The organism is Cardiobacterium sp. Marseille-Q4385, from assembly GCF_916618745.1.
Lineage (GTDB): Bacteria > Pseudomonadota > Gammaproteobacteria > Cardiobacteriales > Cardiobacteriaceae > Cardiobacterium.
Window position 1 is genome coordinate 1,388,455 of the sequence record NZ_OU745373.1, and the last position, 13,845, is coordinate 1,402,299.

Genomic DNA, 13,845 nt, shown 5'->3' on the forward strand with positions numbered 1-13,845 from the left:
GGAAAATATTGGATAGCTGCATTTTGAGGTGTTAATATGCCCACACAGGAAGCCGGACAGGATGTCGCCATCCCTCAAATCATCAGGAACTCGCCATGTCAGAGAAAATATTGCCCGTCCAACCCGTGATGGACCCCCACAAAAACTACGTGGAAATCAACAGCTACGTCGTTTTCTGGGGACTTTTTTATGCCGCCGTGTTTGCCCTCGCCGTCGGCTATCTCGGCCTGAAAATCGGCCAGACCATTGATGCTTTCGCCCCTGTTTCCATTCTGGCGATGGGCATGGCGATCGTCTTCCGCCGCCAGAATGCCTTTGCCGAAACCGTGCATATCCAGGCGATCGCCAGTGCTGGTACCAACGGCCTCGCCGGGGCGCTCTTTTTCCTGCCCGCCTTCTATATCCTGAATATCGAAGGCATCAGCTTCTTCCAGATGGCAACGCCGATTGTGCTCGGTAGCGTCCTCGGCGTTTTCCTCTGCGTCATGTTCCGCCGCTATTTCTGCGAGGACATGCACTTCGTCTATCCCTTCCCGGCCGGACGCGCGGCGACGGAGGTGCTGACCAGTAACGGCGGCAGCAAGGCGAAGCTGATGATGGTGAGCGGCGCCATCGGCATGTTTTACGACTTTGTGCTGAACACGCTTGGCTGGTGGCAGGAAGTCATCCGCACCAACACCTTCAAATGGGGCCTGCTCCTGCAAGAGAAGACCAAGCTCACCGCCTCGCTGGATACCGACGCCGCCCTGCTCGGCCTCGGCTATTTCACCGGCCTCAGATACGCCGCCATCATCGCCGCCGGTTCCTTCTTCTCCTGGTTCGTCTGCATGCCGATTGTGTATTACCTCGCGCCGGAACACGTCATGCAGGTGGACGGGCAGAACGTACTGCTCGCCGATGTCCCGGTGGATGTCGTCTTCCGCCACTACATCCGCCACATCGGCATCGGCATGCTGGCGATGGCGGGCATCATCGGCCTGATCAGCATGTCGAAAGTGGTCAGCGGCGTGGTGAAAAAAGCCATCACCGATATTTTCAGCAGCAAGACCGTGGAAGTGAACCTGCCGCGTTCCCAGCGCGATATTCCGATGTCGGTACTCGTCCTCGGCATCATCGTGACCACCTTCCTCTTCGCCCTTTTCTTCCACATCAACTACGCCGAAAACCTGACCCAGACCGTGCTGGCTTTCCTCATCGTCCTCATCATGTCCTTCCTGCTCTCTGTGGTCGGCATCAGCTCCATCGCCTACACCGGTAACGAACCCGTCTCCGGCATGACCATCTTCATGATCATCGTCGCTGCCCTGATTCTGACCTCGGCTGGCGTCTCTGGCACGGTCGGCATGATCGCCATCCTGATGATGGCGGCTTTCGTCGGCACCACCATCGGCATGGCGGGCAACTTCATGTCGGAAATGAAAGTGGCACACCTGACCGGGGCGACGCCCGCCAAGATGCAGCAATGGCAGATTGTCAGCGCCATCATGGCCTCCGTCCTCTCCGTCGGCGTCCTCATCCTGCTCAACAACGCCTACGGCTTCACCGGCGAACACCCGCTGCCCGCGCCGCAGGCCAACGCCATGGCCGCCATCATCAAGCCGCTGATGACCGGCGAAAGCGCACAATGGCCGCTCTACATGGCGGGCGCGCTCTTTGCCGTCGTGCTGTGGATGATGAAAGTGCCGCCGCTGGCCTTCGCCCTCGGCACCTATCTGCCGATGGAAATCAACAGCCCGATCCTGGTCGGCGGCCTGATTGCCCACTTCGTTGCCAACAGCAGCAAGGACGAAAAACTGAGCGCGCTGCGCCTCAGCGAAGGCAACACTATCGCTTCCGGCCTGGTTGCCGGTGGCGCTATCGGCAGCCTGTTCAGCGCGGTGCTGCGCATCGCCGGCGTGGATGTCTTCATGACCGACTGGTCGGAAACCCCGGCGGCTACCTACCTCGGCATCGCCACCTACGCCGCCCTCTGCATCTTCCTCTACAAGGTTGCCGTCAAGCCGAAACAGGCCTGAGGCGAAACCGCTGGAAAAAGCCGCTATCCGGGATAGCGGCTTTTTTTGTGGCGGGAGGTGAGATGCCCAGCCAAGCGGCGTCGTTACTGGGCTCGTCAAGCGGCATAAACGCTGGGTTTTTATTCCCCCCTTCCGGCCTGCGGCCACCTTCCCGGGTACCCATGAAAAAAATGCGAGCATTTTTTTCATGGGAGCCCCGTCCCCCGCAAGCGGGGGAAGGGATTGTTTCCGTGCAAGATTCGGGATTGTTTCCGTGCAAGATTCGGGATTGGACAGTGCGCCAAGCGGCGTCGTTACTGGGCCCGTCAAGCGGCATAAACGCTGGGTTTTTATTCCCCCCTTCCGGCCTGCGGCCACCTTCCCGGGTACCCATGAAAAAAATGCGAGCATTTTTTTCATGGGAGCCCCGTCCCCCGTAAGCGGGGGAAGGGATTGTTTCCGTACAAAATTCGGGCTTGGGCGCGCGCCAAGCGGGGTAAACACTGGGCTCGTGGCAAGCCGTCAAGCGGCGTAACTGCTGGACCCGCCAAGCAGTGTAAATACTGGGCTCGCCAAGCGGCATAAACGCTGGGTTTTTATTCCCCCCCTTCCGGCCTGCGGCCACCTTCCCGGGCTCCCATGAAAAAAATGCGAGCATTTTTTTCATGGGAGCCCCGTCCCCCGCAAGCGGGGGAAGGGATTGTTTCCGTACAAAATTCGGGATTGGACAGTGCGCCAAGTGGCGCGGTTGCTGGGCCCGCCAAGCGGTGTCATTACTGGTTCCGCCAAGCGGCATAAACACTGGGTTTGTATTCCCCCCTTCCGGCCTGCGGCCACCTTCCCGGGCTCCCATGAAAAAAATGCGAGCATTTTTTTCATGGGAGCCCCGTCCCCCGCAAGCGGGGGACGGGATTGTTTCCGTACAAAATTCGGGCTTGGGCGCGCGCCAAGCGGGGTAAACACTGGGCTCGTGGCGAGCCGCCAAGCGGGGTAAACACTGGGCTCGCCAAGCGGCGTCATTACTGGGCTCACCAGGCAAAAAAAGCATCGCAATTCGCTTCGGATTGGCGGCTGATGCGATCCAGCGGCTCACCGCGCAGGCGGGCGAGGTTGGCGGCGACGAGGGCGGTACGCGCGGGGTGGTTCGCTTCGCCCTGGTAGCTGCAGAGGGGCTGGTCGGGAGCGTCGGTTTCGAGCAGGTAATGGTCGGCGGGGACGGTCGCCAGTTGGCGTTGCAGGCGGGCGGCGCGCGGGTAGGTCGAGGTGCCGCCGATGCCGATGTAACCGCCGAGGGCGAAGATCTGCGCCAGTTGCGCGTCCGAGCCGGTGAAGCTGTGGATGACGAAGCGGGCGTAGTGGGCGCGTTTCAGCTGATGCAGCACGGCATCAAGCGATTTGCGCGCGTGCAGGAGCAGCGGCAGGTGGTGGCGGCGGGCGATGTCGATTTGCGCGGCAAAGGTGGCGCGTTGCGCGGCGCTGTCGCCGGCGAGAAAGTCGAGGCCGCATTCGCCGATGGCGACGGTCGGGTGGTTGTGGATTTGCGTTTCCAGCGCGTGCAGGTCGTCGTCGCTGTGTTCGTCCTGATAGAGCGGGTGCAGGCCGTAAGCGGCGTACACGCCGGACAGGGCGGCGGCGCGCGCCACGTCCGCCCAGCGAGCGCGGGTGGTCGCGGCGATGACGATGCGGCCAACGCCCGCCGCCTGCGCTTCCCGCACGGTGGCAGCAGGATCGGGAAACCAGTCGAGGTGGCAGTGGCTGTCGGTGAAGGCGGGCATGGCGTCAGCGGGTAAAGAGCAGCAGGCTTTCGACGTGCGCCGTCTGCGCGAACATGTGCAGCAGGCGGCCGCTGGCGATGCGGTAGCCTTTGCCGCTGAGAATGGCGGCGTCGCGGGCGAGGGTACCGGGGTTGCAGGAAACGTAGGCGATGCGCGCCGGGCCGTGTTTCGGATCGAGCGCGGTACAGAGCGCCTGCGCCCCGGCGCGCGGCGGATCGAGCAGCCAGTAGTCCGCCCGGCCCCAGCGGCGCAGTTGTTTGGCGGTAACGGCAAAAAGGTCGGCGCGCATGAAGCGGCAGCGGTCGGCAAGACCGTGCGCAGCGGCGTTTGCGCTGGCGCGCGCCACCATTTCGTCCACGCCTTCGATGCCGAGCACGTCTGCGCCGCTACGCGCCAGCGGCAGGCTGAAATTACCGAGGCCGCAGAAGAAATCCATGACGCGCGCGCCTGCTTCCGCGTCCAGGGTTGCCAGCGCAAGCGATACCAGGCGGCGGTTAAGGGCTTTGTTGGCCTGGGTGAAATCGTCCGGGGCGTAGGGGAGGGTGAGGCCGTAATCGGGCAGCTGATAGGCCAGCGGCGGCGCGTCCGGCGGGATGGCGACGGTTCCAGCGCCGTGTTGCAGGCGGATTTGCCACAGTTGCCCGTCTTCCTGATGCCAGGCGGCGACGGCTTCTTGCGCGGGGCGCGCGTCCACCGCATCGCGTAGGCGGATGCGCAGCACGTTCACCCCGTCGCCGGCGCTGAGGTCCACGCCGAGAATGGCGGTGCTGCGCGCGAGGGCGGCGCATAGGGCGCGGATGTCGGGGAGGCGGGCGGAGAGGGCAGGGGCGAGGGTGAGGCAATGCGTGATGGGGACGACGCTATTACCGGCGCGGGCACGGTAGCCGAGGTGTTCGCCGTCCCAGGCAAGGCGGGTGCGGGCGCGGTAGTGCCAGTCGGCCCCGCTGATGGCAGGGAGAACGGTCTGCGGACGGACGCCGCCGATGCGCGCCAGCTGTTCCAGCCAGACGGTTTCTTTGAGACGGTGCTGCGCGGCGTCGCTGGCGTGTTGCAGGGCGCAGCCACCGCAGGCGGCGTAATGCGGGCAAGCGGGCGGAACGCGCTCCGGCGCAGGGATAAGGATGTCGATGGCTTCTGCGGTCGCGTAGCGTTTTTTGCTTTCGAGAACGCGGGCGGTAACGCGTTCGCCCGGCAACGCGCCGCTGACGAAATGGGTCTTGCCGTCGTGGCGGGCGACGCCGCGCGCTTCATAATCGAAGCCGGTGATGTCGAGGGTGAGGGTGCTGGGCATAATCGGGATGGGAAACGGTTGGCGCATTATTCTACGCCGCTGCGACGATGTTTCAGGTGGGAATGCCCGTTTTGTCCCGCTTGGCGGCTCACGCCTGTTGCAGGCGGTGGGCAAAGCGTTCGAGAAAATGCAGCATCAACTGGCGGTCATTTTCCGCCAGACTAGCGATGGTGGTGTGCACATGGTGCGTCTTGTCGAAGAGGCGCGGGCTGCTTTCGGCCAACAGTTCGGCAGCGGTGCAATCGAAGATTTCCGCCAGTTCTAGCAGGCGGACGACATTCGGCATGATCAGACCGCGTTCCATGCGTGAGACTGCTTCATTGCCGATTTGCAGTTTTTCCGCCACCTGTTCCTGGGTTAGGCCGCTTTGCTGGCGGTATTGGGCAATAGCGCGGCCGATGCGGCGGTTGATTTCTTCATGATTAATGTTCATTTTAGGTAGTCCGTTCAACTTGGAAAGTGGAATATTCAGCGTTTATCCGTGTTTGATTAAGGACTTTTTAATATGAACGGTCATCCTTTTAGTTTGATTTATGGGTGTACAATGCGGGACGAGCGACAGTCTGCTGCTGTCAGACTTAGTATTTTCCCTTCTGTTCCCGACGGTTATAACCAAGAAGCTACCCATGATCTTCCTCACCGCTGTGGAAAGTGTCCTGTCCGTCGTGTTGCTGATTGCGCTGGGTTTCGTGTTGCGACAGCGCGGCTGGTTTGCCGATACGTTCGCCGCCAACATCTCGCGGCTGATCATGAATATTGCGCTACCGGCATCGATTTTCGTGTCGGTGCTGACGTATCTTCACCGCGACCAGCTCGCCGCATTATCGGATGGACTGATATATGGTGTGGTATCGCTTTTGTTGGGTTATCCGATGGCCTGGCTGATGGTGAAGGTATTGAAGGTGCGTCCGGGGCGGCGTGGGGTATTTATCAACACCATCGTTAATGCCAATACGATTTTTATCGGCCTGCCGCTCAATGTGGCGCTGTTCGGCGATGCGGCCATGCCGTATTTTCTGGTCTATTACGTGTTGAATACGGTCTCGACCTGGGCGTTCGGGGTCTTTCTGATTGCCCGCGACCCGCTGCCCGGACAATCCGCCGCACCGCAGAAAAAATTTGACTGGAAAAAACTGTTGCCCGCGCCGCTCTTGGGCTTTTTGCTGGCGATGGTCTTCCTGCTGGCCGATATTCCGGTGCCGTCATTCGCCCATGCCGCGCTCGGCTATATCGGCGCGACGGTAACGCCGCTTTCGCTTCTCTATATCGGAATTACCTTGTGCGATGCGGGGCTGGCAAGCATCCGCTTCGACCGCGATACCATCGCCGCGCTGCTGGGTAAATTTGTCTTCGCGCCGCTGTTGATGTTCGTCCTGATTTATCTTGGCAAAAGTTGGCTGGCGCTGCCTGCGGCGGAGGCCAAGACTTTGATTCTGCAGTCGTCCGTATCCGCGTTGGCTGTCCTGCCGATTCTGGCGAACGAGGCCAGGGGCGACGTGCGCTTCGCCACCAATGTTGTGACCACCAGCACGCTGCTCTTTGTGGTGGTAGTGCCGCTGGTGGATTGGCTGCTGGCATGGCTGCCCCTTTAAACCCTTTCCCTTCAATATCCCCATAGGAGACAACGATGAGTAATACCCCCGATGTCATGCAAAACCCGCTGACCAACAAAGGCACCGCGTTCACGGCTGATGAACGTGCAAAATATGGCCTCACCGGCCGACTGCCCGTCGCCGTGGAAACCCTCGACCAGCAGGCGACGCGCGCCTATCGCCAGTTCGCGTCCTACGAGAAGGACATGGAGAAATACATTTTTCTTGACCAGCTGCACAACCGCAACGAGGTGCTCTACTACAAGCTCTTGACCGATCATCTCGCGGAAATGCTGCCAATTGTTTATGACCCGACCGTCGGCGAGGCGATCAAGCAGTGGAGTCGCGATTACCGCCGCTCGCGCGCCGTGTATCTCGATGTGAACCACCCGGAGAATATCCGCGCTTCGTTTGCGACGCTGGGCCTCGGCGCGGATGATGTTGATTTGCTGGTGGTGTCGGACGCGGAAGAAATCCTCGGTATCGGCGACTGGGGCGTGAACGGCACGGATATTTCCGTCGGCAAGCTGGCGGTGTACACCGCAGCGGCAGGTATCCACCCCGCGCGCACCATCGCTGTCAATCTTGATGTCGGCACCGACAACGAAGCGCTGCTCAATGACCCCGCCTACCTCGGCAATCGCCACGCCCGCGTGCGCGGCGAACGTTACGATGCGCTGATAGCCGAATACCTGAAAGTAGCGGCGGAACTCTTCCCGCACGCGCTGCTGCATTTTGAAGACTTCGGCCCATCCAATGCCCGCCGCATCCTTGTACAGAACCGCGATAAATACCGTATTTTCAACGACGATATGCAGGGCACGGGCGCCATCGTTATGGCCGCCGTCTTCTCCGGGCTGAAAGTCACTAAGCAAACCTTCGCCGAACAGCGGTTGGTCGTTTACGGCGCGGGCACGGCGGGCACCGGCATGGCGGATCAAATCAGCGCGGCGATGGAACGCGACGGCCTCTCGCGCGAAGAAGCGAAGAAACGGGTGTGGCTGATCGACCGCAACGGTCTTGTTACCGACGATATGGCCGACCTACCCGACTATCAGCAGGCATACGCCCGCCCCGCCGCCGAAGTGGCCGGCTGGCAGAAAGCGGACGGCAAAATCAGCCTGCTCGAAGTGGTGAAGCAGGTGAAACCGACTATCCTGATCGGCACGTCCACCGATCACGGTGCCTTTACCGAAGCCGTCGTCAAGGCGCTGTGCGCCGGGGTGGAGCGCCCCATCCTGTTGCCGCTATCCAACCCGACCGAGCGCATCGAAGTGATGCCCGCTGACGCCATTGCCTGGTCGGACGGAAAGGCGTTGCTGTCGGTCGGCATTCCCGTTCCGCCTGTACCGTATAAAGGCGTGAATTACGTCATTGGTCAGGCCAACAATGCCATGCTCTACCCTGGCCTTGGCCTGGGGGTCATCGTCTCTGGAGCTAAACACGTTACCGACGGCATGCTGCTTGCTGCCGCCGAAGCTGTCGCTTCACAGGTCAACCCGCAAGACGTAGGCGCATCGCTGTTGCCGCCGGTGGATAACCTGCGCGCCTCGTCCGCCACCGTCGCGGTTGCCGTCGCCAAACAGGCGGTGAAAGACGGTGTCGCCACCAAGCAGACGGATAATTGGGTGCAGGCGGTGCAGGATGCAATGTGGCAGGCGGAATATCAATAAACACGCGATTGTCGCCAAGCTATAAAAGGGGGCTGTCATCGTGCAGCCCCTTTCCATATCCAAATAACGGAAGCACATCATGATCTTTATCACCGCTACTGGAGGCGTGCTATCCATCATCCTTATCATAGCGCTGGCCTTCCTTCTGCGGCAGCGGGATCGGCTTTCGCTGGGAAACCGCAAGAACAGGTAAAAGAAAGCCCCGCATCAGCGGGGCTTTGCGTTGGTCTGACGCTTCAGCCGCGTGCGGCTTCTTTCTTGCGCAGGTAGTCGTAAATTTTGTCTTTCAGCGCGAGTTTTTCGCGTTTTTTGCGGTCGATGTCCGCCTGGCTGTTGGCAACGACGGCGGCATCACTTTCCATGCGCTTGATTTCTTCATCAAGGCTGTTGTGCTCGTCGAACAGGCGCGCAAAGTGGTTGTCATTCTGGCGCAGCTCGGCAATCAGTTCGCGGTATTCGTGTAGCATGGGTTTTTCCTTTATGTTGTGGGGGATAGCCCCATTTTACCGTATTTTCAGAGGCCCGGTGTTAGCTGTGGCGCGCCTTGGCGAGTTTTGAAACAGTAAGTTTCCATTTCCCGGCCGTTTGTGAATAATGGGCCTTTCCACTTCGTAAGGCGTTGATTTTGTCTGCCCGTACCCCGCGCCCCACCCCGGCGCCCCGCTATTATTACGGCCTTGATGAGCTGCGTGCCGCGCTGATGCTCATCGGCGTTTTCTGGCACGCTGCTGCCGTCCTCTCGCCGTTCGCTGCCTTTGTTTACGCGAGCCCGTATCACCGCTCGATGGCGCTTTATGCCACGATTTACCCCGAGCACCTGTTCCGCATGGAGGCGTTTTTTCTCGTCTCCGGCTTCCTGTCGCAGATGACGCTGGCACGCAAAACCAAAGCCGTATTCTGGCGGGCGCGGCTGAAACGCGTGCTGGTTCCGCTGCTCCTCGGCTGTCTCGGTGTGAATTTCCTTTTGCAGGTATTCGGCAGCATTTTCATGGAATACCGCTGGGCGCATTACGACGTCTGGCGCTGGGTGATGCACGGCTGGTTCCTCATCTGCCTGATGGTGTTCGCCGGTATCGATATGCTGCTACCGCGCGGGGTATTTGCGCGCATCGGGGTGTTGCCCTGTCTGCTGGTCGCGACCATCGGCTCGGTCGGCTACGTCGCGCTGATTTTCTGGAACAACGAAAGCTGGCACCTCGGCGGCGACCTCAGCACGCTTTACAACTTCTTCATCCTGCACGGTGTGCAGTATTACCCCTTCTACTTCGCGGGTTCGCTGCTCTACTACCACCAGGACAAACTGGCGCGTGTCAGCCGTCGCACCCTCATCCTGCTGGGCGCGCTGTCGCTGGTTGCCATGGCCCTGATATACCCGCACGGCTTGGAGCTCTACCCCATCTTCAATAACAACATTGACGGCATCCTCACCCAGCGTCTGGTGTTGATGGTGGCATCCGGCGGCGTCGCTTTCCTCCTTTTCTACTACTTCTACCATGTGCAGCGTGAAGGCAGTCGCACTGTGCGCTATCTCATCAACTCGGCCATCGTCATCTACCTCGTCCATCACCCGCTGGTCATCATGCTTGGCTGGCTGCTGGACGACCCTGCCCTCAGCAACACCCAGTACTACCTGCTGCTGCTCATCCTCACCTTCATCTTCTCCTACCTCTGCTACGAAGGCGTGCGCCGCGTTGCCGTCCTGCGCTTCGCCTTCGGCCTGAAACCGCAACAGCCACGCCACGCCCTCGCCACATGAAAATCCTGCTCTTCCTGCTCCTTGCCCCCGTCCTTGCCTTTGCCCATCCGCACCAGTGGATAGACTTGCGCATTACCCCGGAAACCGATGCCGGCGGCGCGCTCACCGCCCTGCGCGAAAGCTGGGAATTTGACCCCTACACCTCGGAAATCCTCATCCAGCGCAATAAAGAAACCACTGCCCTTGCCCAGTTCAAAAAAGACATTGACCAATACTTCCGCGAACAGCGCGGCTTCACTTACAGCGATGCCCTCAGCTTTGGCGAACCGCGCGATAGCGCCGTTGATACCAGTGGCGGCATCCTGCGTTACAGCTATACCCTGCCGCTCAAACAACCCGTGCGTGGCGTGGCGCGTTTCAAAATCTACGAAAACAGCTATTACATGGACGTCACCTACGCCCTTGACCAGGCGAAACGTTGGGACAACGGCTGCACCCTCACCATCCGCGAGGCGAACCCGACAGCGGAAGAAGAAGAGCTGGCGGCGAGCTTCGACCAGAACGCCCAGGCACCTGCCGGACTCGGCGCCATCTTTGCACAGACCTCTGAACTCCAATGCGGCACACCCTAACCCGTCTCCTGCCGGCACTTATCGCGCTGGCCCTGCTCATCCTTCTTATCGCCTACTGGCAACCGCTGCACCACGCCCTGCAACGCCTGCAAAACCAGTGGCAGCGTGACCTTGCCGCGCAACTCCTCGCCCTGCGCCGCCACGGCAACGACGCCACAACCTGGCTGACACTGAGCAGCCTCGGCTTCCTTTACGGCATCCTGCACGCCATCGGCCCCGGCCACGGCAAAGCCATCATCGCCACCTTCACCCTCAGCCAGCCCACCGCGCGGCGACAAACCCTCGCCATCGCTATCGGCGGCGCCCTCATGCAAGGGGTCAGCGCCATCCTTTGGGTTGCACTTGCCATGGGGCTGCTGCACCTGCTCATGCCAGACGCCGTCAACCACAGCCACTGGCTGAATCGCGCCAACGCCGCCCTCATCATCGCCATCGGCGCCTACATCCTCTACCGTCACCGCCCACGCCGCCGGCACGACGCGCACTGCGCCTGCGGCCATGACCACCACCATCACGATGCCCCCGCCACGTCCGCTCTCAGCCCGTGGGCGGCTATCATCGCCATCGGCATCCGGCCATGCAGTGGCGCCGTTATCAGCCTTGCCGCCGCATGGAGCTGGAGCCTCATCGGCGCAGGCATTGCCATGACGCTTGCCATCGCTTGCGGCACCGCGCTGACCATCGCCACCATTGCGCTGCTCTGTTACCACGGCAGACAACACCTTGCCCGCCGCCTCACCCACGATGGTGCCCGCTTAGCCCGCCTTACCCGCACCCTTGCTCTTGTCGGCGGCCTCATCCTCATCCTCCTCGGCGCCTTGCTCTGGCAAAGCGACAGCGACATCACCCCCGCACCAACCAGCAATCCCATCGGCTTGCCGCGCTGACGCTGTTTAACGCGAAGTCCGTATTTACGCCGCTCAGTATTGCCGCATGGCCATAAAAAAAGCCCGCCGAAGCGGGCTTTTTCTTGTCATCCATTATTCCGGAGAACAATCTTTGTAGGCGATCTGGTTGCCCGGGCCGGTAACCATTACCGGTTGATCGCGGAAATTGTCGGCGTTCATATCGCTGGTGCTGAGGCTGTAGCCAGCGCCTTTGAAGGTAACATCGACATTGTCGGAACTGGCAAGATCATATTTCATCGTTACTTTCTTGCCTTTCAGCGTGGCATCAGCCTTCACCGGCACACCTGCGCCGTTGAAGCCGTAAGTCACGCGCAGACGGCGATCGGCTTCGCACGTATAGGAAACGGTACCGGATTTGGTCACCTTGCTGGCGTTAACCGGTTTGTCGCTGGAAGCTGCTGCGCCTGCAGTCGGGCTGCAATCCTTGAAGAGGATCTGGCTGCCCGGCGCAAAAATCATGATGGGCTGCTCGCGGTAGTTGGAAGAATCCATGCTGGAAGTGCTGATTTCATAGCCCGCACCTTTGAAGTAGGTTTCGACGTTGTCTGAGCTATTCAAGTCGTATTTCATCACGCGTGCCTTGCCTTTCAGCGTGGCGGTGGCGCTGGTCGGGATACCCTGTTTGTTGAAGGAATAGTTGACCGTTACCTTCTTGTTGCCCTGGCATTGATAGCTGACCGGGGCGGCAGAAGCCGTAGCGGAGAAGCCGAGAGCCAGTAATGCAGCGGCGGCAGGGAACCAAATTTTCATCATAAACTCCTGAAAGTTGAGGGGAAAAGCGCAGGATGCCATGCGCTACCTGCGCGGCGCAGTATAGAGATTGTGTGGCGAAACTGTCTTGCCAAATGGTTAGCCCAGCCTTGCGAAATATTAGCGTTTCGGCGCCGGGCATTTCGCTATGATGCGCGCGCCATCCGGCATTACCCGAAAGGAGAACCGATGAAAATTCAGCATATTATCTTCGTGGCGCTCGCAGCTACCAGTCTTGCTGCCTGCAAAAATATCAGCAGCGGCATGAACCCGCGCGATCGCCATCCGGAACGCAAGGGCGAAGTGTACCCACAGGTTAATGACGCCCAGAGTGGCAACTACTACGGCGTGGCACCGCAAGAGATGCCGCCGCAAGAAGTGTATCCGCAACAATAATCCCCATCCCTCAACAACAAGGAAATCCCCATGAAACTGCAACAACTGATCGCTCCGGCACTTGCCAGCCTGCTTCTCACCGCCTGCGTCAGCAGCGGTATGAACCCGCGCGACCGCAACCCCGTGCCGAATAACCCGCAGCCGAACTATCCGGTTTACCCGCAGGATAATAATGTCTATCCGCAGCAGCCGCAGAATCCGGCGCAGCAGCAGAACCCGCGTCAACCGATGCGCCCGCAGCAACAAGGCTACACCGGCGGCCCCGGCCACTTTGACTGCGAAAACGGCCTTGCCGTCGACATCCGCCACCTCGGCACCGAGCAAATCGAACTGCGCCTGAACGACAAGAGTGCCGTGCTGCAAAATGCCACAACCGCCTCTGGTGAACGCTACGTCGCCACCAGCGGTCTCTACGGACGCGGTGCGGAATGGCACCAAAAAGGCAGCGAAGGCATCCTCAACTTCATTGACCCCTACGGCAATGCAGTTGAGACGAACTGCCGTAGCGGCATCATCCGTAACTAATGGGTTGCTAACCCACCCTCAAAAAAACGCCGGACATTCCGGCGTTTTTTCTATGGAACCGACATGAACAAAAAACACCTGCTGGCCGCCACACTAGCCACCCTCAGCCTCAACACCTTCGCCGCCGCCCCGGACAGCACCGCAGCGGATAAAGAAGCAGCCCCGTCGCAGTGGCACATCATCGGCGAAACTGAGAATCGCGGCTTGCGTTATCTTTATATTGAGATGCCAAGACCCAAGAACCGCACCGGCTTCATCGCACAGGTCGGAGAAATTCACGCTGCCGAACCGGATGCCTGGCTGATTATTCTGGATGACGACGAAAAAATCGCCGAGGTACTTGCCGCCAACAGCAGCGGTGATATGAGCCGTTTTCCCGCCGCTTGGATGAAAGAACATCTGCTCGGCACCACCGCCCTCATGCTTGACCCGAAAACGGGTACCCGCCAATGGGTATTGCACGAAGGCGCGGCGCGCAGCGACTCTATCGCCACCCTGGCCTGTATTGAAGGCAAAGGCGACTGCACCCAATAATCCCGCCCTATTTTTACTGGCGGTTTCCTCTGTCACACAAGAAAGCCCCTCTCCGCTTGCGCGGGAGGGGCTTTTGCTG

Annotated in this window: 14 protein-coding genes; 9 read left to right on the forward strand and 5 right to left on the reverse strand. The window is 60.1% G+C overall.

All coding sequences use genetic code 11. The features are described from left to right. Positions 1-95 precede the first annotated feature (95 nt). Positions 96-2,015, forward strand: a complete 1,920-nt coding sequence (locus tag LG374_RS06810; RefSeq protein WP_225756984.1) for an OPT family oligopeptide transporter — start codon at positions 96-98, stop codon at positions 2,013-2,015. 1,007 nt (positions 2,016-3,022) lie between these two features. Here LG374_RS06810 and LG374_RS06815 read toward each other — a convergent pair. The 3 genes from LG374_RS06815 to LG374_RS06825 all read right to left on the reverse strand — a co-directional run bounded on the left by LG374_RS06815 (position 3,023) and on the right by LG374_RS06825 (position 5,493). After that, entirely contained in the window at positions 3,023-3,769 is a 747-nt protein-coding gene (locus LG374_RS06815; protein WP_225756985.1) for a TatD family hydrolase, read from the reverse strand. Positions 3,770-3,773: 4 nt separating this feature from the next. Then, positions 3,774-5,087: a TRAM domain-containing protein gene (locus tag LG374_RS06820; RefSeq protein WP_225756986.1), complete on the reverse strand. Its 1,314-nt coding sequence runs from the start codon at positions 5,085-5,087 to the stop codon at positions 3,774-3,776. A gap of 61 nt (positions 5,088-5,148) precedes the next feature. Next, a complete protein-coding gene (locus tag LG374_RS06825) occupies positions 5,149-5,493 on the reverse strand; it encodes a helix-turn-helix domain-containing protein (protein WP_225756987.1) in 345 nt (114 codons plus the stop codon). A 193-nt stretch (positions 5,494-5,686) separates the two neighbouring features. On the opposite strand from LG374_RS06825, the gene LG374_RS06830 reads away from it, so the two are divergent. Both LG374_RS06830 and LG374_RS06835 read left to right on the forward strand, forming a co-directional pair. Beyond that, positions 5,687-6,652: an AEC family transporter gene (locus LG374_RS06830; RefSeq protein WP_225756988.1), complete on the forward strand. Its 966-nt coding sequence runs from the start codon at positions 5,687-5,689 to the stop codon at positions 6,650-6,652. Positions 6,653-6,687: 35 nt separating this feature from the next. After that, positions 6,688-8,325: an NAD-dependent malic enzyme gene (locus LG374_RS06835; RefSeq protein ID WP_225756989.1), complete on the forward strand. Its 1,638-nt coding sequence runs from the start codon at positions 6,688-6,690 to the stop codon at positions 8,323-8,325. 236 nt (positions 8,326-8,561) lie between these two features. Here LG374_RS06835 and LG374_RS06840 read toward each other — a convergent pair whose 3' ends face one another. Next, entirely contained in the window at positions 8,562-8,792 is a 231-nt protein-coding gene (locus tag LG374_RS06840) for a YdcH family protein (RefSeq protein WP_115612571.1), read from the reverse strand. A 158-nt stretch (positions 8,793-8,950) separates the two neighbouring features. Here LG374_RS06840 and LG374_RS06845 point away from each other — a divergent pair, with 158 nt between their 5' ends. Genes LG374_RS06845 through LG374_RS06855 form a run of 3 tightly spaced genes read left to right on the forward strand, consistent with a single transcriptional unit; the run spans position 8,951 to position 11,540 of the window. Further along, a complete protein-coding gene (locus LG374_RS06845) occupies positions 8,951-10,081 on the forward strand; it encodes an acyltransferase family protein (protein ID WP_225756990.1) in 1,131 nt (376 codons plus the stop codon). Next, positions 10,078-10,653 carry a DUF1007 family protein gene (locus LG374_RS06850; protein ID WP_225756991.1) on the forward strand — a complete coding sequence of 192 codons (576 nt, stop codon included), beginning with the start codon at positions 10,078-10,080 and terminating at the stop codon, positions 10,651-10,653. The genes LG374_RS06845 and LG374_RS06850 overlap by 4 nt, the downstream gene beginning before the upstream one ends. After that, the gene (locus tag LG374_RS06855; protein ID WP_225756992.1) at positions 10,638-11,540 is read left to right on the forward strand and encodes a nickel/cobalt transporter; all 903 of its coding nucleotides are present in this window, start codon (positions 10,638-10,640) and stop codon (positions 11,538-11,540) included. Before LG374_RS06850 ends, LG374_RS06855 begins: the two co-directional genes overlap by 16 nt. A gap of 93 nt (positions 11,541-11,633) precedes the next feature. On the opposite strand, the gene LG374_RS06860 is transcribed toward LG374_RS06855, so the two are convergent. After that, on the reverse strand, positions 11,634-12,311 hold the full coding sequence (locus LG374_RS06860; RefSeq protein ID WP_225756993.1) for a calycin-like domain-containing protein: 678 nt from the start codon (positions 12,309-12,311) through the stop codon (positions 11,634-11,636). 189 nt (positions 12,312-12,500) lie between these two features. Between LG374_RS06860 and LG374_RS06865 the strand changes: the two genes are divergently transcribed. The 3 genes from LG374_RS06865 (at position 12,501) to LG374_RS06875 (ending at position 13,766) form a co-directional block, all read left to right on the forward strand. Further along, positions 12,501-12,707, forward strand: coding sequence for a hypothetical protein (locus LG374_RS06865; protein WP_225756994.1), 207 nt, complete (start codon positions 12,501-12,503; stop codon positions 12,705-12,707). 30 nt (positions 12,708-12,737) lie between these two features. Beyond that, positions 12,738-13,232: an MliC family protein gene (locus LG374_RS06870; protein ID WP_225756995.1), complete on the forward strand. Its 495-nt coding sequence runs from the start codon at positions 12,738-12,740 to the stop codon at positions 13,230-13,232. Between the two features lie 63 nt (positions 13,233-13,295). Further along, positions 13,296-13,766, forward strand: a complete 471-nt coding sequence (locus LG374_RS06875; RefSeq protein ID WP_225756996.1) for a hypothetical protein — start codon at positions 13,296-13,298, stop codon at positions 13,764-13,766. Positions 13,767-13,845 lie beyond the last annotated feature (79 nt).